Annotated in this window: 21 protein-coding genes; 6 read left to right on the forward strand and 15 right to left on the reverse strand. The window is 68.9% G+C overall.

Annotated elements, in window-relative coordinates:
- On the reverse strand, window positions 1-420 hold a 420-nt coding region (locus DMB66_RS37750), incomplete at its 3' end, for an isochorismatase family protein (RefSeq protein ID WP_199752858.1).
- Window positions 421-637: 217 nt separating this feature from the next.
- Here DMB66_RS37750 and DMB66_RS37755 point away from each other — a divergent pair.
- Both DMB66_RS37755 and DMB66_RS37760 read left to right on the forward strand, forming a co-directional pair.
- Complete coding sequence (locus tag DMB66_RS37755) at window positions 638-988, forward strand: hypothetical protein (protein ID WP_125808922.1); 351 nt, start codon at window positions 638-640, stop codon at window positions 986-988.
- Window positions 942-1,559, forward strand: coding sequence for a hypothetical protein (locus DMB66_RS37760; protein WP_125808923.1), 618 nt, complete (start codon window positions 942-944; stop codon window positions 1,557-1,559). Before DMB66_RS37755 ends, DMB66_RS37760 begins: the two co-directional genes overlap by 47 nt.
- A 42-nt stretch (window positions 1,560-1,601) precedes the next feature.
- Here DMB66_RS37760 and DMB66_RS37765 read toward each other — a convergent pair whose 3' ends face one another.
- From DMB66_RS37765 to DMB66_RS37810, 10 genes are all read right to left on the reverse strand, one after another.
- The gene (locus tag DMB66_RS37765; protein ID WP_125808924.1) at window positions 1,602-2,618 is read right to left on the reverse strand and encodes a phosphotransferase enzyme family protein; all 1,017 of its coding nucleotides are present in this window, start codon (window positions 2,616-2,618) and stop codon (window positions 1,602-1,604) included.
- Window positions 2,619-2,650: 32 nt separating this feature from the next.
- Window positions 2,651-3,163: a GNAT family N-acetyltransferase gene (locus DMB66_RS37770; protein WP_125808925.1), complete on the reverse strand. Its 513-nt coding sequence runs from the start codon at window positions 3,161-3,163 to the stop codon at window positions 2,651-2,653.
- A gap of 142 nt (window positions 3,164-3,305) precedes the next feature.
- Window positions 3,306-4,700 carry an amidophosphoribosyltransferase gene (purF, locus tag DMB66_RS37775; RefSeq protein WP_233625120.1) on the reverse strand — a complete coding sequence of 465 codons (1,395 nt, stop codon included), beginning with the start codon at window positions 4,698-4,700 and terminating at the stop codon, window positions 3,306-3,308.
- A 92-nt stretch (window positions 4,701-4,792) separates the two neighbouring features.
- Entirely contained in the window at window positions 4,793-5,632 is an 840-nt protein-coding gene (locus DMB66_RS37780; RefSeq protein ID WP_125808927.1) for a trans-aconitate 2-methyltransferase, read from the reverse strand.
- 34 nt (window positions 5,633-5,666) lie between these two features.
- A complete protein-coding gene (locus DMB66_RS37785; RefSeq protein ID WP_125808928.1) occupies window positions 5,667-6,638 on the reverse strand; it encodes a glycosyltransferase in 972 nt (323 codons plus the stop codon).
- An 88-nt stretch (window positions 6,639-6,726) separates the two neighbouring features.
- The gene (locus DMB66_RS37790) at window positions 6,727-7,692 is read right to left on the reverse strand and encodes a glycosyltransferase (protein ID WP_125808929.1); all 966 of its coding nucleotides are present in this window, start codon (window positions 7,690-7,692) and stop codon (window positions 6,727-6,729) included.
- A gap of 27 nt (window positions 7,693-7,719) precedes the next feature.
- Window positions 7,720-8,676: an aminotransferase class I/II-fold pyridoxal phosphate-dependent enzyme gene (locus DMB66_RS37795; protein WP_233625124.1), complete on the reverse strand. Its 957-nt coding sequence runs from the start codon at window positions 8,674-8,676 to the stop codon at window positions 7,720-7,722.
- 20 nt (window positions 8,677-8,696) lie between these two features.
- Window positions 8,697-9,800, reverse strand: coding sequence for a radical SAM protein (locus tag DMB66_RS37800; protein WP_125808931.1), 1,104 nt, complete (start codon window positions 9,798-9,800; stop codon window positions 8,697-8,699).
- A 12-nt stretch (window positions 9,801-9,812) separates the two neighbouring features.
- Window positions 9,813-11,162 carry a B12-binding domain-containing radical SAM protein gene (locus DMB66_RS37805; RefSeq protein WP_125808932.1) on the reverse strand — a complete coding sequence of 450 codons (1,350 nt, stop codon included), beginning with the start codon at window positions 11,160-11,162 and terminating at the stop codon, window positions 9,813-9,815.
- Window positions 11,159-11,338: a hypothetical protein gene (locus DMB66_RS37810; protein ID WP_125808933.1), complete on the reverse strand. Its 180-nt coding sequence runs from the start codon at window positions 11,336-11,338 to the stop codon at window positions 11,159-11,161. Before DMB66_RS37810 ends, DMB66_RS37805 begins: the two co-directional genes overlap by 4 nt.
- 659 nt (window positions 11,339-11,997) lie before the next feature.
- Here DMB66_RS37810 and DMB66_RS37815 point away from each other — a divergent pair.
- The 3 genes from DMB66_RS37815 (at window position 11,998) to DMB66_RS37825 (ending at window position 14,490) form a co-directional block, all read left to right on the forward strand.
- Complete coding sequence (locus DMB66_RS37815) at window positions 11,998-12,570, forward strand: hypothetical protein (protein WP_125808934.1); 573 nt, start codon at window positions 11,998-12,000, stop codon at window positions 12,568-12,570.
- A gap of 64 nt (window positions 12,571-12,634) precedes the next feature.
- Window positions 12,635-13,399, forward strand: a complete 765-nt coding sequence (locus tag DMB66_RS37820; protein WP_125808935.1) for a hypothetical protein — start codon at window positions 12,635-12,637, stop codon at window positions 13,397-13,399.
- A gap of 26 nt (window positions 13,400-13,425) precedes the next feature.
- Window positions 13,426-14,490, forward strand: a complete 1,065-nt coding sequence (locus DMB66_RS37825) for a hypothetical protein (RefSeq protein ID WP_125808936.1) — start codon at window positions 13,426-13,428, stop codon at window positions 14,488-14,490.
- A gap of 95 nt (window positions 14,491-14,585) precedes the next feature.
- On the opposite strand, the gene DMB66_RS37830 is transcribed toward DMB66_RS37825, so the two are convergent.
- A complete protein-coding gene (locus DMB66_RS37830) occupies window positions 14,586-15,437 on the reverse strand; it encodes an endonuclease/exonuclease/phosphatase family protein (protein WP_125808937.1) in 852 nt (283 codons plus the stop codon).
- Window positions 15,438-15,837: 400 nt separating this feature from the next.
- Between DMB66_RS37830 and DMB66_RS37835 the strand changes: the two genes are divergently transcribed.
- The gene (locus DMB66_RS37835) at window positions 15,838-16,620 is read left to right on the forward strand and encodes a hypothetical protein (protein WP_125808938.1); all 783 of its coding nucleotides are present in this window, start codon (window positions 15,838-15,840) and stop codon (window positions 16,618-16,620) included.
- A 78-nt stretch (window positions 16,621-16,698) separates the two neighbouring features.
- Here DMB66_RS37835 and DMB66_RS37840 read toward each other — a convergent pair whose 3' ends face one another.
- The 3 genes from DMB66_RS37840 to DMB66_RS37850 form a co-directional block, all read right to left on the reverse strand.
- Entirely contained in the window at window positions 16,699-17,370 is a 672-nt protein-coding gene (locus DMB66_RS37840) for a 2'-5' RNA ligase family protein (RefSeq protein ID WP_125808939.1), read from the reverse strand.
- A gap of 13 nt (window positions 17,371-17,383) precedes the next feature.
- Complete coding sequence (locus tag DMB66_RS37845) at window positions 17,384-17,869, reverse strand: hypothetical protein (protein ID WP_125808940.1); 486 nt, start codon at window positions 17,867-17,869, stop codon at window positions 17,384-17,386.
- 411 nt (window positions 17,870-18,280) lie between these two features.
- The gene (locus tag DMB66_RS37850; RefSeq protein ID WP_125808941.1) at window positions 18,281-19,846 is read right to left on the reverse strand and encodes a hypothetical protein; all 1,566 of its coding nucleotides are present in this window, start codon (window positions 19,844-19,846) and stop codon (window positions 18,281-18,283) included.
- Window positions 19,847-19,888 lie beyond the last annotated feature (42 nt).

The following is a 19,888-nucleotide window of genomic DNA, read 5'->3' on the forward strand; positions in this document are numbered from 1 at the left end:
CGAGCGTCCCGGAAAGAAAGCGCTGGCGGCGGTTTTCTCCACCAGCACGTCGCTGTCGTCAACCTCGAACTCATGCCATAGCCGTGATCGAAGTGGTCCTTCGCCTCCGCTTCGCCGGAACATCTCGGCGACCTTCGGCCCGAGGAACTCGTCCTTGACCGCGGAGCGTTCACCTGCTCCGGGCAATACCCATGCCACGAGGCCGCCCGCCTGGCGCAGGGCATCGGCGAGGCGGGCAATGTTGGGGACGATCCCGCGGGTGTAGGGGTTCTCCTCGGCGAAGAAGGGCACCATGTCGATCACTACCAGTGCTGTACGATGCGGCGCTACGGTGGTGAAGGCATGCCGTCGGCCACGCCGAGACTCGTGCCGCTGATACTCCCGGTCCTCGATACGCCACGCGTGCGTCATGCGGTCCATACTCGCCAACGTAGCGAGAGCGGGCTCGGCGGACTTCCCGCCCGCGCCGCCCGTCCGAGGTTGACACTCGAGGATGACCCATTCGGGTTGGGATCGCCGACGATCCGCAGCTGCCCCGCCCGCAGCCTCCCCCGGAGGCGTGCGATGAGGTCAGTCGGCAGCGGTCGCTGCCTGGGCCGTCCTGGACGGTAGGCAACCCTGCCCGCACAATGTCGACATGCAGTACACCACGTCGACGCCGGTCACCGCTGAACTCGGGCGGACCATCCTGAACCTGCCCGTCGTCTCGAGCGACGGTGAGTTCACCGGCACGATGCGCGAGTATCTTATAGAGCTGTTCCGCAGACTTTGGAACGGTACCGCCGACCTACAACACGGCATGGGCGACGGTGATCTGCGTTGGCGTTATGACTTGTACCGGTCGCTGCAGCAGGCCGGCCTGCTGCCCGCCTGGATTGAGGCATCCGGCATCGGCTGGCGGTCGCCGGCCAAAGCCTTCCCCGAAGACAAGCACCGGGCAGATGCCATCATCGACCAAGCGATTGCCCAGCTCGGTACGCCGTCGTAGCGCCATCGCGGTCGCGCCGGACACCACCCTCTACGTCGCTGATCAGGACAACGACCGGGTGTTGGCCTTCACCTCCGGCCGCACGGTCGGCGAGGCCGTGGCCGAGGGGATCACCGCGCCGAGTGGACTCGCCGTCGACAGCCGGGGCGACCTGTGGATCTCCAGCGCCAATGCGCTGCACCGGCTGCGCGGTAGTGAGTTGTCCGCGGTCACCGCCGCGGGCACAGTGTCAGCGGTCAGTGCCGAACCGGCGGCGTCTTTCACCGTCGACCAGGCCGAGCGGGTGGTGCGCCTGCTCGACACCGGCGGTGAGGTCCGTACGGTCACCGGACTCGACCCGCAGACGTTCGGCACCAACGCCGTCCTGCTCGGCGCCGGAACCGCACCGGACGGCTCGATCTACCTGATCGACGTGCTCGGCAACCGCGTGTACGCCCACGACGTGCCCGCCGGCGGCGACGGCAGCGTGCCGGTGGTGTGGTTGACGGTGCTCGGCGGTGTCGCCCTCGCGGCGATCGCCAGCGCCGTGATCTGGCACCTGCGTCGGCGTAGGCCGGCAACGACCGAGTGAAACGGGCCATTCATGGCTCCACTGCGGTTAGGTCGGCCCGTCTCATCGCAGCGCCTCCCGCAGCGCCTCGTCATAGTCATCAGCCCGGTCCCACAACGCGACCACTGCAACGTGGCGCTGCTCGATGTAGTCCGCCAGAGCCGGCACCGACATCACCGGTCCGGGCGCGACCAAATCCTGGAACGGTGTCACCGAAGCGGTCGTATAGCATCGGGCGGCCTGCGCGACCGCCATCAGATCGGCCACGGGAATCTCATCGTTGCACTCACGGTAGGCGGTAATGCACCGGGCCAGAGCCCCGATGTGCGCATCTCCGGAAAGAATCGCGGGCACGGCACAGCCGATACGCGCTAACTCCCACCAGATCGGCCATCGATGAGGCGCCCGAAAATCAATGAGCGCCGGGCCGGCGCCGGAGCGGAAGATGAAATTTCGTTCGGTGCAGTCGCCATGCAGAACTTGTATCGTCGGGACTGGCATGCTCCGGAGCGTTGCGGCGACCTCGTCAAGTCGCTGCTCTCGCCAGTTCAATACCTCGGTAGCGCGGCTTCGTAGAGGGCCGCTCAAATGCCGCGCGCCGCGAAGCCGGATCTTCATGTCTGTCATCGTGTCCCGAAGACGCGGCAGGTCACACCAGTCGCCGCCCGCGCGGCTGACCGGGCCCGGCCAGCATGCCAGCCGTCGGTGTGTGCGGCCGAGGAGCGCGCCCGCACCTTCTAGCGTGTGCCCGTCGAGTGCCACGTTCGCGCCATTGTGGCCTTCGATGAAAGACCACACGGAAACAGCGCGGCCATGCCCGACATGCAGGAACGCCCCAGTCTTGTCGGGCACCGGTTCAGCGGTGGGGATCCCGCCAGCATGCACAAAACGAGCAATTTCGATCGCCGCCTGTTCGCTGGCAAGGTTCGAACCAGGCGGGTAGAGCTTGATAAAGAAGCGATCGGTGCCGTCGTGTTCGACGGCGAAATTCACGGTTGAGAGGCCACCAGGTACCGGCGTTAGGTGAGGATTAGCCAATCTGTAGGAAAACGATAAGACTTCCTCCGCGTATTGACGCACGACTTAATCGTATAGGCGCTGACAGGCGCTGCCTAGTTATCGTGGACGTTCGGCCGGGTAAACTCGTAACGTTCCTGCGGCAGCCCGTACTGCATGAAGGTTCCGGCGAATGTCGCGCCTACTCGCGCCAGCAGCTTACGGGAGCGCACGTTCGCTTTCTGCGTCGTGGCAATCAACAGGTCCTCGCCGGTGTGCTCGAAGAACCAGGCGCGGATCAGGTCCACCGCTTCACTGGCCAGCCCCTGCCCCCAGTACGAATACCGCAGCTTGTAGGACACCTCCCACGGCCCGCGCTTGCGCTCGATACTTCCCTGCCCGGCTACCTCCCGGCTGGACAGTGCAACGACAACGAACGTGCCCCAGCCGGGGGCTTCGACCCTGCTGCTGGCGCGTTCCATGGCGACGTTGGGCTCGGCGGGCCCCTTCAAGTAGCGGCAGACGCGAGGGTCGGTCGCCATCTCGATCAGTGCCGGCTCATCACCCGGCGCAGGTGCTCGCAGCAGGACCTTCGTGCCGATGAGCGGATCCGCCAACCAGTCGATCATAGGTACATGATCACAGAAGGTCGGCCTAGCTAAATCGTTTCTCCCTGAATGTGGTGTCGCGCTGGCCGCCGATACAGAGGCCGGTTGCGGGCGTTTCCTGGATGATGCCGACGCCGCAGAATGCAGCGAGCCGATAGCGCGGTCAGATGATGGTGGCTGCCGGGTGTGGGACGGGGACGGGGTAGTCGCCGGTCATACAGGCGGTGCAGAGTCCGGCCGGTTGTGGGCTGATCGCTTCGACCAGGCGGTCGAGATCGAGGTAGACCAGCGAGTCGACGTCGAGGTCCGCGCGGATCTGCTCGATGGTTTTGGTGGCGGCGATGAGTGTGCTGCGGTCGCCGGTGTCCATGCCGTAGTAGCACGGCCATCGGTAGGGCGGCGACAGCACCCGCAGGTGCAGTTCGGTGGCGCCGGCGTCGCGGAGCATGCGGACGGTTCGGCGGAAGGTGCTGGCCCGGATGAGGGAGTCTTCGACGACCACGAGGCGGCGTCCGGCGATGTTCTCGACGATAGGACCGAATTTCAGCCGCAACGCGGTGTCGCGGCGGGCCTGGGTGGGGGCGATGAACGACCGGCCGATGTACGGGCTCTTGATCAGTGCCTGCCCGTACGGGGTGCCGGACTCGGCGGCGTAGCCGAGGGCGCCGGAGATCGACGATTCGGGGATCGGCACGACCAGGTCGGCGTCGACCGGCGCCTGCCGGGCCAGGGCGATACCTGCCCGGCGGCGGGCGGCGTCCACGCTGGTCCCGGCGAGGATACCGTCGGGCCGGGAGACGTAGACGAACTCGAACGTGCACAGCCGGCGTTGCTGGACGTCGGCGAAGCGGTGGCTGTGCACGCCGTCGTCGTCGATGACGACGACCTCGCCCGGCGCGATTTCGCGTTCGACGGTGGCGCCGACGACGAACAGCGCTGGGGTTTCGGAGGCCAGCACCCAGCCGCCGGTGTCGAGGCGTCCGAGGAACAGCGGCCGGAAGCCGTGCGGGTCGCGAGCTCCGATCAGCCGGGTCTCGTCCATGATCACCAGGGAGAAGGCGCCTTGCAGCTGCGGGAGCACGGCAGTGACCGCCTCCACGAGGCCGCCGTGGCGGCGCGTGGCGAGGTCGCCGGCCAGCATGGTCGCGATGACGTCGCTGTCACTGCCGAAGACCTCGGCGGGGTAGCGGGCGGCGAGGGTGTCGGTGTTGACCAGGTTGCCGTTGTGCCCGAGGGCGAAGTAGACGCCGCCGGCGCTGCGGGACACGGGCTGGGCGCCGTCCCAGGCGCTGGCACCGGTGGTGGCGTAGCGGGTGTGCCCGATCGCCATGATGCCGGGCAGGGCTTGGAGCCGGTGCTCGTTGAAGATGTTGGCGACCAGCCCCATGTCTTTGTCGACAAGGATCTTGGTGCCGTCGCTGACGGCGATACCGGCGGATTCCTGGCCGCGGTGTTGCAAGGTGAACAGTCCGAGGTAGGTCAGGTGGGACGCGGATTGCTGCGGGTCACGGACGCCGAAGACGCCGCAGGCCTCTTTAGGGCGGTCACTGGCTGCCACTGGCTCTACTGTACGGACCGGCTCACCGGGCGGCGAACCGGCGGCGGTCACGTCCGGGTGGTTTCCCTGCCGGTGTGGGTGATCGATCATGGTCAACTCCGGGTGGCCGTGAATACGTAGACGCACCGTTCCTGGTCGGGCAGGCCGGCGGCTTCATCGATGACTTCGGCGGCGGCGGCCTGTACGTCCTTGACGGGGATGCCGGGGAACACCTCGGCGGCGGTCGCCGGCACGGTGAAGAACGACAGCCGTTCCGCCGGGGTGCGCCGCAGCCGCAGGATGTCACCGCACCGCACGGTGAACCCGGCGTCGGCGAACAAGACGGCCAGGGCCTTCTCGGTGAGGACCTCCCGGTCTTCCTGGCGGGCCTCGATGTGATGGCCGCGGTCTCGGAGCCGGCCGATCAGCAAGTCCATGAGGGTGTCGCCGGGTTCGTCACGCAGTGGCCACACCACCGGGTCGGCAGGGACGAAGACGGTGTCGTACAGGCTGAACACGATCATGGCTTCGACGGCGGCCAGGGCCTGAATCCGGGCGAGCAGGGCGGCTTTGTCGGCGACGTGGAACAGCGAGTTCGCGCACACGATCAGGTCGAACAGGCGGCCGGTCAGTGCGGCGGGCGGTCCTGCGGCGGCCAGGTCCGCCCCGTGATAGTCGATCGCGGCTTCCTGTGCCGTGGCGGCGCGGGCCGCGGCGATCATCGCCGGCGACGAGTCGACGCCGATGATCGCCGCGTTGGGATACGCGCGCCGTAACAGCCGGGTGGAGTTCCCGGGCCCGCAGCCGTAGTCCAGGACGCGGCGCGGGTCAGCAGGCGCGACGGCGGTCAGGGCGATGCCGATGCGGGCGTGGGTGGCGTACTGACTGGTGTGCTTGCCGTAGGCGGCGGCACTGTCGTCCCAGATGGTGGCGGCGGTGGTCTGTGCGGCCATGATCGAGGGTGCCTTTCCATCGGTCGCGAGTGGGTCAGGAGGTGACGTGGCGGGCCTGGCGTAGGTACAGGTCCTCGATCATGCGGAGCCGGTCCTCGACCGGGTCGGGGAACCTGTGCAGGCGCCAGGGTCGGCCGGTGGCGTCGAGGCTGGCGAACGATCGGGTGACCCGTTCGCCGACGTCGTCCTTACGTCGGGTGAGCCCGGGGTCGTCGCAGAAGTCGAGGATCTGCGCGACGGTCGCCGGGTCGGTGGCGGTCTGCCCGGCGGCCATCTGCTGCCGGTAGACGGCGGTGGAGAACCCGCCGATGTGGTGCAGGCCGTCCAGGTCGGCGAACAGCGCCGGCCAACCACAGAACGCCAGGCCCAGAGTGAGGACCTTCGGTGGGGTGTAGTCGTCATAGAGCAGCCGGTTCTGCCGCAGGTAGTCACGGAAGTCGGGGGCGAGGGTGTCGAGCATCGCCCGGGTGTATCTGTCCGGGGTGACCCGGCAGCGGCGGCTGACGTCGTCGAACGCCGGCCGCAGGTAGATCCCGAAGTAGGAGCAGCCGAGCAGCAGACCGTAGTCGTTGTGGTGGTGCGGGCCGGTGGCGTGCCGGTGCGCCGGGGTGATGGTGGTGTCCGTGCGGGTCGCCCAGAGCGGGGTGCCGCTGAACACGGCCTCGCCCTGTTCCAGCAGAGAGACGACGAGCGGGGTGAAATCGGCGGTGACGACGATGTCGCTGTCCATGAACGCGAAGTAGGGCTCGTCGGTGAACGTGTCGGCGAGCCGGCACAGGGTCTCGCCGTGCGGCACGACCTCGTCGGATTCCAGGTTGTGGACCGACAGCCGGTCGCTGACCGCGGCGATGCGGTGCAGCAGGGCGACCTCGTCCGGTGTGCAGCCGTTGGCGACCAGCCGGTACCGCCAGCCGGTGTGGTCGGTGAACAGCGGCGCGAACCGTGCGAGCGCGGCGACGGTCCCGCGCGTGTAGATGACGTTGACGGTGGGGGTCGCGATACTCATCGGGTTCCCTCCGTGAAATCCCCCCGGGGGTTCAGCCCGGAGATGACGATCGCGGACACCTGCGCCGGCCGTGCCCGGCCCGCGCCGGTCAGGCGGCCACCAGGTGGGCCTGGCGGGCGTAGAGGTCCTCGACCACGCGGATCTGGTCCTCCATCTCCTGGGGCAGGCGATGACCGCCGCGCCACGGCTCACCGGTCTCGTCGATGCTCGCGAACGATCGCATCGTCCGCTCGCAGACGGCAAGTTTGCGGTCCATGTGGCCCCGGTACTCGTTGAAGCCGAGCATCGTCTGGATCGCCGCCGGGCCGGCGGGTTCCTGCCCGGCGTCGACCTGCTCCTGGAAGGTCGCCATGGAATATCCGCCGATGTGGATCAGGTCGTCGAAGTCGGTGTACGTCACCGGCCGGCCGAGATAGGTGAACCCGGTGTTGAGCAGTTTCCCGGGCGTGTAGTCGCTGCGCCACGCGTCGCGGTCCTTCAGGAAGCCCTGGAAGCCGTCGTCGATGCCGCCGAGGTTCGCCGCGGTGTACTTGTCGAAGGCGACGGCGCAGCGTTGCTGGACCTCGTCGAGGACGCTCCGGCGGTACACGGCGAAGTAGGAGCTGCCGAACAGCAGACCGTCCGGGGTGCTGATGTGCGGTCCGCAAACCTCCTGACGGTCGGGGGCCAGGATGGTGTCCTGCGACCGGGCCCACAGCGGCGTGCCGCCGAAGATCGCGGCGTTGTCGGCCAGCAGTGCCGTCGCCGCGGTGGTGAAGTCGCCGGTGCACACGATGTCGCTATCCATGAACGCGAAGTAGGGCTCGTCGGTGAACGTGTCGGCGAGCCGGCACAGGGTCTCGCCGTGCGGCACGACCTCGTCGGATTCCAGGTTGTGGACCGACAGCCGGTCGCTGACCGCGGCGATGCGGTGCAGCAGGGCGACCTCGTCCGGTGTGCAGCCGTTGGCGACCAGCCGGTACCGCCAGCCGGTGTGGTCGGTGAACAGCGGCGCGAACCGTGCGAGCGCGGCGACGGTCCCGCGCGTGTAGATGATGTTGAGGACGGGGGTCATGCGATGTCCCTCCAGGGTGGGGTCGGGTCAGAACTGCGGGTGAACGGATGCGATGGCGGCACACAGCGTGTCGAGGCCGGTGTCGTCGATGCGCAGGCTCAGGTGCCCGTCGAGTCCGGGTTCGGTCAGGGCATTCACGCTCAACCCGGCTTGCCGCAGCAGCGCGGCGGTCTTGTCCGCCTCGGCGGCGGTGAACAGGACCACGTGGCCTTGACTCGGGGCGACGCTCACGCCGGCGGCGGTCAGCAGGTCGGTCACCGCGGTGCGCCGCCGGCGGATGATCGCGCAGTTGGCGGCGACGGTGCCCGGGTCGGTGAGGCTGGCCGCGGCGGCTATCTGGCCGAGCCGGTTGACGTCGTAGCGGCCCACGAGCGGCCCGTGGGTACGCATGACGTCGGGATGCGCCACGACGTAGCCGACCCGCAGCCCGAACAGTTGATACGCCTTGGAGAACGTGCGGGTGACCAGGACTCGGGCCCCGGAGGTGACCGCGTCGCTGATCGCGGCGGTCAGGTCGTCGTCCTGGTAGTCGCCGTAGGCGTTGTCGAGCACCACCGCGGTGTCCGGGCCGAGCCGGGCGGCCAGATCGACGACCTCGTCCACCGACACGGTGGTGCCGGCCGCCGAGTGCGGGCTGTCGAGCAGGACCAGCCGGGTACGGTCCGAACACGCCAACGCGATCGCGGTCAGGTTGTGGCGGTAGCCGTCGCCGAGCGGGATCGTGCGGGTGTTCAGCAGGTAGTCCACGGCGATCTGCCGGTAGGGCGGCCACGACCCGGCGGAGCAGACGATCCCGCCGCTGTGCGGGGCCTGGCGGGCGATCATGGCGTGCAGCAGCGCGGCGCTGCCGGGCCCGACCCGCACAGCGTTCTGCTGGATCGCGAACTGGGCGGCCACCGCGGCGCGCAGCGTTTCGGACTCCGGCTCCGGCGGCAGCCCGGGATCCGGACAGCCACGGATTGCCTCCAGCGCGGCCGGGGACATCCTCAGCACGTCCGCGACGGTCACGGCCGGCCCGCCGCGATGACAGCCAGCGGCAGCAGCGGCCGGGCCGGCGCACCGGTCAGGTCGAGGCCGTTACGGTCCAGGAACGTGGCGAACGACCCTTCGACCAGGCGGGTGCCGGCCAGTTCCCGCGTCAGCGGCGCGACGCGGGCTGCCATCTGCTGGTCGTCGAGGTAAGCCGACAGGTGCACGCCGCTGCGCTCATCACCGTTCGGGCATGGGGTCACCCACCCCTCGACGGACAGTTTCAGCCCGTAGAAACCCTCCTGGCAGTAGACCGGGCAGCTGGTGCACCGGTCGCCGCGGAACGTGGACTCGTGGCTGTCCTTGATGCGGATCTGCATGCCGCCAGAGTCGAACCAGCGGATGACGCATCCCTTGCGGAACTGCTCGACCGGCGGCCCGAGCAGTTCGGTGAGCCGGTCGGTGATCGTGTCCATCGCCACGAACTCGGCCCGCCAGAAATCCCTGGTCGACGGCGTGTAATACAGGTCGAGCAGCGAGATGTAGATGGTGCCGCGGCCGACGTCGGCGTGCAGGTCGGCGATGAGCGCGATGATGGCGGGGATCTGCTCGACGGTTCGGCGCATCACCACGACGTTCACCCCGACGGGCAACCCCGCTTGCAGGCCGAGCCGGATCGCTGTCAGCGCCCGGTCGAAGTCCTCCGGCTTGCCTTGGGTGATCTGCTGGGCCAGGACGGGGTCGGCGGCGTCGAGCGAGACTTTCAGCAGGTCCAGGTTCGGCGCGAGGTCGTCGAACATGTCCGGCAGGTGCAGGCCGTTGGTGGTCATCTCGGTTCGGGCGAAGTCGCGGCGGCCGGCCACGACGATCGCCGGCAGGTCGGAGCGCAGGGTCGGTTCCCCGCCGGTCCAGGCAACCGCGTTGACGATCCCCGACGCGGCGACCGCGCGCTGCGCGCGGATGTAGTCGGCGGTGGAGAGCCGGTCGCCGCGCAGACAGGTGGGCACGTGGTTTTCCATGCCTGCCTTCTTGGGGCAGTACAGACAGGCCAGGTTGCACTGGTGCGCGACCGCCGCGCGCAGGAACCGCAGGTTCTCGGCCGGCTTCGGATCGGGCCGGGGCAACAGGAGTCGAGCCATCAGAGTGCCGCCTCACGCATCGATGTACGGGGACAGGTCCCGGTTCGCGTCACGGATGATCTCGGTGTACGCCGGATCGTGCAGGCCGGGGATCTGGGCCTGGTAGTAGTCGACGTCGGCCCACCCGGACAGCGTCGTCGGATGCTGCAGGCCGCGGCGGGCCAGCATCTTCGCGATCGGGGTACCCGGCCACGGCTCCAGGAAATGAATCTTGCACTGGTGCCGTTGATCGAGGTCCTTGATCGCGAACGCGCAGTCGATCGTCTGCTGGTAGTGGCCGGGATCGGCGTCAGGCCAGCCGACGATGAACGTGAACATGCCCCGGATCCCCGCGGCGGTCAGTCGCCGCACCATCGTCTCGATACCAGCCGGGTCGTACCTTTTGTTCGACAGGCGGATCAGTGCCGGGACCGGGGTTTCCATCCCGATCAGCACCCGGCACAGTCCGGCGTCCGCCGCCGCCCGCAACTGCGCATCGGGCATCTCCTGCAGGTCCGCCGGATGCAGACTCGACGCCCACCGCAATCCGACCCGGGACCGGAACCTCTGCGCGAACGCCATCGCCCGCACCGGATCGTGGAAGAAGTTCGGATCGTGAAGTTTGATCCCACCGGCCCGAGCCCGCCGGGCCATCTCGGCGAGGACCTCCACCGACCGTTCTACCGGATGGGTGTACCAGGAATGCCCGGACGTCTGCGGCTCGGTGCAGAACGTGCACCGGCGCAGACATCCTTCCGACGTCACGAAACTAGTGGTGCGCCCATCGATGGCCTCGTCCGCGTTGACATACGGCTCCCAATCGGCGATCAGATCCAACCGCGGGTCCGGATCGTCGGCGATGATGGTCTGGCCTCCACCGTGGCCGCCGAACCGCGGAACGGCGACCAGGTTCCCGCCCTCGACGAGGATCCGCGGATCGTCCGGGCCCGGCGGACCCGCTGTCCCGGTCAGCCGGGCCAGCAGCAGCGCCAGCCCCGGGAAGCCGCCGGTGCCCGGGATCACGGCATGCGCCGGCGACTGAGCGAGCGTCTCGGCCGGGAACAGCGTGGCGTGCGGACCACCCCACACCACGTACGCGCCCCGGTCACGGGCGATCGCCGAGGCTTCCAGCGCATCCCGCAGCGCCGCGCCGGTCAGCGCGGTGACCGCCAGGACATCACCAGCCCCCAGCGCCTGGACGCGGGCCCGCCAGCCGTCGTCGGCGCGGGCGTCGATCAGATGCGCACCCAGGCCGGCCGCACCGGCGGCCGGAGCCAGGTAGCACGCCCACCAGGGCGTCCACGTCTGCTCCATCCCGCCAGCGTTGGCGTAGTTCGCCTTCGCCATGGTTCGCGGCTGGAAGAACCACACGTCGCGGATCACCGGGACTCTCCTGTCACACGCATCCCTCGACCCTGGCCCGGCAGACCGCTGCCCTCCACCGCGATGACCAGGAAAGCGACATCGTCGCGGTGGCTGGCGAGCCGCCGCTCGATGACCGCCCTGGTGGACAGCCCGTACGGCGCGGCCGGACTGTGTCGCGTATCGGAGCGGCCCACGCCCGGAACCACTTCGGACGCCGAGGACGGTCGTACAGGGCCAGACGGTCGTCTCCGTACGAGGACGGCGGGCGGCGCAGACGGTTGGTGCCAGGGTCGGCCAGCATCGGTCATTGGCGGGGTCCTGCCTTCCTTACCGTGCAGCGGATCAACCGGAGCGGGCACATGGGACCCGACGAGTCGTGGATGCGGCGTCGCCGGCGCTGGTCGCGACTGGCGAAGCGCTCGTCGGCGCTCGAACCCCGTGTTCGGGGCGCACCAGCTTGTCCCGACTACCAGCCAACCGCCATCAGGCCGATGTCGGCCACACCTTGTCGGTCGCGCTGACAATTGATTGACATCAGTCGGCGGTAGCCGCGCGGAGCTCCTCCCGGTGCCCTGCGCGGTGCCGGTCCCGTCGTGGGAACCGCGGGCTACGGCGCGCCGCAGAAACCACCGACAGCCGCTCGGCAAGCGAGCCTCGGCGGCGCGGCCCGGGGCGACTCGGCGGCATACGCGAGGTCCCGAGCTGGCAGCTTGCTCGACTCTCGATCACAGGCCCCGGTGCTAGGGTCACGACTGTGGCAGTAGCCGACGATGGATGGGAAAAGGCGCTGAGCAGATCAGCGCCGTTGACTGTCGCGACGATCGTCGGCTCCGTGCAGGACAGCTGGGACGCGGTGGCCGTGCGCGGCCTGATCGCGGTCGCCGTGCTGGGTGCCGCCCATCGGGCTGGCACCGACCCGGACGAGGTACCTCTGAGCGTCGTTCTCGCGGGGCTTCTCAGCATCGAGCGGCTGACCGCGCTGGCCAAGCACGCGACCGGCGACTCCCCGGCATCGGTGGCACGACACGACGGTTCGGCAGCCGAGATGTGGGCGTGGCTCAACCGCCGGTGGAGTACCGACGCCGAAGGACGTTGGGATGGGCTGCCCCGCGGCATCGCCCGAGGCCTGCCCGATCCGGCGATCGACGTATGCCTTCAATGGGCAGCGTCCGCAGTCGCCAAGCAAGTCGAGGAAGACCGTGATGCACTCCAGCGTCGGCAAAGGGTCGTGATCACTGCAGGTCCGCATACCGACCGTCCCGGCACCATCGAGTCCGCGGCGTGGCGGGTCACCGGCACCGAAGACGACCTACTGCCCGGCCCGCCGGAGGCGTACCTGGTCACCATCATCACGCCCGAGGGGAAGGCTGTTCACGAGGTGATCACCGCAGCCGACTTCACCGTCACGAGCGCGGCGAACCGCTGAGCCGCCATCCTGGACCAGATTTGGCACAGGACACGAGGATGGATGAGCAGGTGTCTGGCTGGTGGTGACACGGGTCGATGAACGGATCGCGGCGTTTCCGGGACCGCATCGGGAGGACTTGATCCGCTGGTCGCTGGCGCAGGACCCGTGCTACCGGTGCCCGGTGTGCGGGGATGTCGGTGACAGCGGCCGGGAGGATGTCACGGAGACGGTGCTGTATCACCGGATGGCGATGGCTGGTGGGTACAGCGGCGAGACGAGCCTGGATGGGTTCCGGCCGGACGAACTGATGGTCGTGCGGTGGTGGCTGACCCGGGTCCATGAGTCCTGCCGTACGGGGCCGGTGCTGCCCTGGCCGCAGGTGCCGGCGTGGGCGCGGCCGTCGCAAGGCCCGGACCGGTGCGAGACGCGGCCGTTGACCGATCGGGTACAGCGGTCCTGGTCGGCGTCGATGACCGTGACCGGGGTGCCGATCCTTCGGTGGGAACCCACGCCGATGATCTGCCAGGTTGACGTCGATTTCAGCGGTCCGGCCGGGGTGGGCCGCGATCGACTGGTCGGTGTGGTGGTCGAGGAGATGCAGGTGCGCGGGGCGATGCCGCTGCGTGATCGGGATCTGGTGCCGGACGCGGTGGGTGACCTGCCGCTGCTGGACGGCTGGTACGCGCAGGTCCGTGGTTCGGCGATGACGGTGTGGATGCCGCCGTCGCGGCGGATGTATCTCCTGCCGCCTGGCGCTCCGCCGCGGCGGATGTTGTGCACCTTGGACGGGCTGCCCGCCTCGTGGCTGGCGGCGGTGGTGGCGCAGGGCAGGGCAGGCTGGTGTTAGAGGTGGCCTTGCCCACGATCGACTGCTTGCCGGTGGATCCGGGCGGACCGTTGGGGTTCTCGCTGCCGCAGCGGGCCGGTGGCATGGTCGCGGCCGGGACCGCCGCCGACGAGGACCGAGACCTGGTCCTGGACCGGCTCCGCCGGAGCAGTGCCCCGGCCCCGCCGGTTGCCGCATTGATCGACGTTGCCGGCCTGTGGGAGCCGGCGCTCGCCCAGGGGCAGTGTCTGGCCGCTGCCCACAATCCGCTGGTGCCGGCGTCACAGGCAGCCGATCCGGACCTGATCGCGTTGGTCATGGTGGGCCTGGCCCGTCAAGACGGGGCGGACCCGGTGGGGTTGGCGGCGGTGGCGCAGCGGCTGGCTGACCCGGAGCAAGATCTTGTGCAATGGCTGGAGCTGATGATCGGGCCGACGACGGTCGCGGACCGGCTCGCAGCCGTCAGCGCAGCCATCCGCCACGCCGCGCGGGGCACACCCTCGCAGCTGGTCTTCCCGGGGCTGGGCTGGGTGGAAGCAGCCCGGCACGCGAGGGCAGCGGTGGACCGGCAGCGGCTGATCGACGCGGGCGGGCTCCGCCTCGATGATCAGGTGCGGATCCTGCCGTACCGCGGCGCCGACGGCGACGTGCTGCCCGGTGAGGTGCGGGCGGTGTCGACATTGACCTGGCCACCGGCCAGCCACCCGCAGCGTGCGTGGCCGCAGACCTGGTTCGAGGTCGCTGTCAGTGCCCCACACCCGCACCTGCTTGAGGAATGTCGGATCCTGCTGGCCGACGACAATGATCCGCGAGCTGCCGCCCAGGCCGCCTACTGCGCCGCGGAGGATCTCTACACCTACGGCTGGGTCGCGTCGGTATTGCCGTCCACACGCGACGATCCCCTGCGGCGAGAGGAGATTCGCGAGCGTTGCGCCCTGCACACCATCGCCCCGGTACGGCAGATCCTGCAGGAGGTGCGCGACGCCACGGACGCCGACTTCGACCAGGTCGTTGCCGCGGCCATCGTTCGGCTGAGCCGCCTCGCACCACGTCACACCGTTCCGGGTGGCGTTCCCGTCACCGACAATCGCCCGCAGCGCGGCAGCGCATAGGCTCCCACTGTCGTCGCAGCTGGGTGCGGGTCTCCGGGGAACCGGCCCGACCTTGTCTGCGCCGCCGGCGCGGAGGCATCGTGCGCGGTGATGGGTTACCGATAGGTCCAGAGCCCCTCCCGCCCGATAAGATCCGTGTCGATGGTGATCACGACGCCGTGGTGATCGCTGGCGCCGTCCGGGCGGTCCAACAAGTCGTAGCTGAGCAGCGCTGGCGCCAGCGGCTCGGTGATGTGGATCCGGTCGATGCGGTCATCGTTGGCGGTGCGGCGCAGCAGACGCTCATCCCTGGTCCGCTGGTACAGCTCCCAGGCGGTGTCGAGGTATCCGCGCCGGCGCAGAGCCTCAGCGACCTGCCGGTTCGGGCTGCGGACACCATCGACGTCGAGTACCGTCCGCGACGCAAGGTTGAACGGCAGCATGACCTCGTAGAGCGGATCCGGGCCGGCTTCGGGCGGAAAGTTCAGGTCGCCGCCGAGCACGACCAGCGGCCCGTACCGGTAGGCGCGGGTGGCGATCAATTCGATTTCAATGATCGCCTGGTGGGCGCTATAGGGAGACAGGTGACAGCCGGCGAACGTGACCGGCGGCAGATCGGCGTCTGGAATGGTGAAGGACACCGTGGTGAACCCGTGCACCGTCGCCGTGCTCAGACCGTCGTTGCAGCGCTCCCAGAACCCCATCGTGTCGGGGCGGTACAGAACGAGCGTAGGAAGGTTGTTGGCGGATGGCGGGATCGGCGCCGCGAGCATGCCGAGGTCCTTCTGCGCCGCGGCGAGGCGCCGGCGCCCGCCATGATCCCAGCCGCGTGCCTCGTTGAGGATCAGCACATCCGGCCGCACCTGCCGCAACCGTTCGGCCAGCAACGGCCACCGGTCAACGCGGGCACCTGACTCGTCTTCGTTCCCCCCGTGCTGCAGATTCTGCACGGCGACGGTGATGTGCATGGCGCGGTCTCCTCACCTACAGGGCTGACTCGTTGAGCTGGACGATGATGGGCAGGTGGTCCGTGGTGTCGCCCACGGCGTCGGCGTCGGCGTAGCCGGTGATCGCGTCAGCCGGTAGGTGGTGGGTGGCGTCCCAGCGGCCGATGCGGCGCGGCGGATGGTGGTCAGCCGGGTTTTCGAGCAGCTGGCGTGTCCACGGTTGTTAGCGTCGCGATCCGGCCGGACGTTTTTGGTCCAAGATCATGAAGGTCATAGCGAATCAGTTGTCTCGAATTTCTTGGCCGCCATGCGTGACGGAGAACTTACCTTGGCCAGGCCGCCACGGTGAGGTAGTTCTTGGCGGACGTCGATCGGATCGTGGGTGCGATCGCGCAGCGTCCGACATAGTGTGCCGCCGACCATGGAGTCTTTGCCCGGCGCATACGATCGGCGGATGCTGATGCATGATGTCGCACCGCACCGGCTTGTCGAGACGGCGTCTGGATTGAGTGGGCCGTGGCACTGCGTGTGCGGTGAGAACGGCATCGACGCCGGCTACGACCACCTCGACTTCTACGGCGCTCTGCTGCGGACACGGCTGAGCGACGATGAACTCGGCGGCCTGCTACGGGCCGGTCACTCGGGCGCCCTCTTCCCCCGTGAAGAGGACCATGCAGTCGTGGCGCTGCTCGACGACGGCCGGTGGATGCCGTTGCTGCGCAGAGACACGATCGTGCGTTGGACCCCCGATGGCCGCCCGCGGGCATCGATCACGTGGTTGGGCGTGCGTGCATGTCTGTTCGACCTGGCCATCCGGGGAGTCCCGCAGCTACTCGGCGCGCGACCTGACGACGCCGATCCCGGCTGGACCGTCGACGACGGCACCTACCTGAGCATGATCCTCTGTGTGGTGTCTCGCTCCGAACGCGACAGTTGCCCGATCAGCCTGCAGAAAGTTGCCGGGCTCCCGCGCATCCGTCGGCTGCTGCTGGCTGATCTCGTAGAGCACAGCTGGCTTACCCGGCGTATCCCCGGCCAGCAGGACTTCAGGCTCCCGCACCACCAGCACATCCTCGACGCCGTCGAGGCCAGCCTGCGCTTCGGCAGCCCCGTCCAGCTCTACACGCTGCGCGAGGTGCCAGCGGGCCTGCGCTTGCAGTTCGGGCAGCGTCTCATGGCAGCCCTGAGCAGTCCTGCGGCGTAGCCGACGCCCACCACGACCCGGAAGATCTCGAACTCAGCCGAACACGCCAGGTTCGCCCTGCGGTTCGGGGCACCGGGGTCACCGCCGGCCGAGCGCGACGGTGCGCGCGGTGTGCTGATTCCACGCCAGCCCGTCTGGGCCCCAGGTGTCCTGGTCGACGAGCAGCACGTGATCCACCGTCATCGTGACCGGCGCCAATAGACCTTGCCCTTCGGGGCTGGTCGTGTAGGCCAGGCGCGAGGCCAGCGCGTCAGTGTCCACGCGCTGACGGCCGTACATCGCGGTGACGTGTGCACGCCATGGCCGGACCGGCCTCGGCTCGGGGGCGGCGGTCTCGCCGAAGACCTCCCGGAGTGCCGCCCGCGCGTGTCCGGCCAGTTCATTGGCCTGCGTGTTAGGGACGATGTAAAGCTCCACCGCGTACAGCCCGACGGTCGCCGGCCCGACCCTCACCTCGAACGGTGCGAGCGCGGCCAGCCGCCTCGCGAGGGTGTCGTGCAAGGTGTCGAACTGCCCCGGGGACAGGCTTGTGCTGAGCATGTCGAGCCACGCCACGGTCATGTGCAAGAACGGCGTGTTGACGACCTCGAACACCTCGTCGAAGTCCCGCTCGTCGTTCTGCTCGTCCCACCAGGCCCGGCTCTGCGCCACGTACGCGGCGGCGAGCCCGGCGACCTGCGGGGACGCCGGAACCTCGATGTGGGGGCGGGAACCGGTCGGTGACCAGAGAGTGTCAGCGAAACGTCGCACCAAGGAGTCCTGTTCAGTCGCAGGTGGCGTAGGAACGGGCCGGGTGATGCCAGGTGTGCGGGGGGTGCGGGCGGCCGGGACCGCCCGCGGTGATGCCAAAGTTGTAGCCACGCTGGACGACGAACCGCACCTGCCGGGCACCGTAGGTCCCGACCCGGTAGTCCACGACCTGCTCCAGCGGGCTCAGCCAGCGCTGCGGCACGGCATCCAGACCGCCGTGCTCACCGGACACGACCTGGCAGGCGATGACGTCACCGCTCGACGTGATGATCGATGCCTGCGATCTGCGGCTCACGTACCAGGTGAGCGCCACGAACGGCACCGACACCGCGAGACAGCCGCCGAGTAGTCCCGTCAGGTACGGCAACCACCCTGGTGGAATGCTCGACCACCCGACCGTCACATTGATCGCGAGCGGCATCGTGCACGCGAACACCACGAACGCCCGCCGCAGTGCACGCTGCTCGTCGCTGAGGACCCGAGACCGGCGGGTAGTCATCCGCGCACTGTACTCAATCATTACCCCTGTCGATATGCTCGGCCGTCACGACGCTCGGCCGTCATGCCCGGCCCGGTCGCAGCCCAGGAAGGACCGGACGCGGTGCTCGACCCGGTGACCGGCACCCAGGCGGTGCCGCGCGCCGCGCGGTCCTCGCCGCGCTGCTGACCACCCGCGGCCATTGACACTCGAACGCTGTGCACGCACCGAACGATGCCGGCCGCAGCGGTCATTGCCCGCCGTGGCAGCCGCCGCGCATGCTGGCGACATATCCAGCAAAGGGGCAAAGTTTCCTCGATGCGAGCCGCTCGACGTCGACCGGCCAGGCCGTCGATGGGCGCTAGCCGCAACAGTGCGGGTGCGGCAGAGACGTGACCTCCGCACACGGCAGAGGCCCCTTGGCGTCCGCCCTCACCTGCGGGCGGCGAGGTACTCGTTGATCAACCGTCCGAAGTATGAGAAGGGTACGTCGATGTCTTCGCGGTCGGGGCGCAGGTGCAGTGCGGCGAACATGACGGCGCGGAAGGCGCGCTCGGCGTGCTCATCAAGTCGTTTGATGTCGTCGTCGACGCGTTGCATCAGCTGCGGGTCAGCGACGACGTCGGAGGGCGAAGCGCCGTCCGTGTCAACCAGCCGTGACCAGGTGATGAACGCGCCGTGGCCGGGATCGCCGAGGGCGGGCCGGTGCCCGCTGCGGTGGATGACCGCCAACGTCAGTTTCAGCCCGTGGTGCAGCAGTCCCGCTACGGCGGGTACGGGCAGCTCCGCGAACACCTGGGGAGACGCGACGGTGTCGGTTGCCGGGGTGATCGCGCCGCTGTTGTTCGCGATGACGGTGATCACGTAGGCGATCATGGCAGTTTCGATCGCGTGCCGGTCGTCGCCGGGCGCAGCGACGAACGCCCGGGGCAGCCTGGTCATCAACGCTTCAGCGATGAGGTGCGCGGCGGCCCACACCGTCAAGGGGGGCCCGGCGTAGCGCATAACGACGGGGCCGGGTGCGGTTGGCGCGGAGCCGCCGGGATCGGGGGCGGGTCCTTGGCGGACGGCGCGGTGCGCGGGCGTGGTGGGTGCCGGCGGGGGTGCGGGGCGGCGGCTGTTCTTCCCGCCGCGACGGCGTGCACGTTCGGCGGTGCGCCGCGCGGCCAGTTGATCGGCGGTGAGCCCGGCGTGCTGGGGCCGGGGCTGCCGGGGCGATCTGTTCCAGGATTGTAGTTCCGCCGCATACCGCCCGAGGCGGTCTCGGACTACGTCGGACAGCTGCTTGGGGGTCGGGTCGGGGTGGTCGAGCAGATAAAGCTGTAAAGCGGCGGTTACCACGATTCGGGTGCCGGTGTTGTCCTCGCCGTCCATGCCCGCCGCCAGGTCGGGCAGCGCCGCGCGGAGCGCCTTCCACGCTTGCTCCGGTGACACGTAGCTGGCGGACTCCTCGATCGGCATGCCCTGGCTGAGGGTACGTCCGTCGCGGATTTCCACTTCCAGTTGCACGCGGAAGGGACCGCGGGCGCCGGGATGAAGCTGCAACGCGATAGCGGCGTGGATCGCCGCATACAGGTGGGTGCCGCTGACTCCCAGCAGTTCGACCGATTCCGTCGAGGGCAGGGCAGCGTCGCGGGTGCCCAGATTGTCGAACGCCGCGAGCAGCCCGTCGCGCTCCTGCTGCGGTGCGAACTGCGCGACCAACCGCCGGGCGTCGGTCAACGCGCGCGCCATGCTCGTGTCCCGCAGGATGATCAGCGAGTCCGCGGCTGCCATCGCCGCGTCCTCGACAGGAAGCAGGTCCCGCAGTCGCTCGGCGGCGCCGGGATCGCGCTGCTGTAGTTCGTCGGACGGCGTGCTGACGGCGCGAAGCCACTGGTCGGCTGCCGAAACCGCAGCGCGGTCCTCGTCAAGGTACGCGCGGGTCAACCGGCGGTTGGCGGCCACCACCGCGAGAGTCGCTTGATCGTCGGGACCTGGTCGCGGGAGTGACGTCATGAGGTAAACGATATCGACCACTGTTTGTAGGGGGAACATTCG

It is taken from the genome of Actinoplanes sp. ATCC 53533, assembly GCF_003947245.1.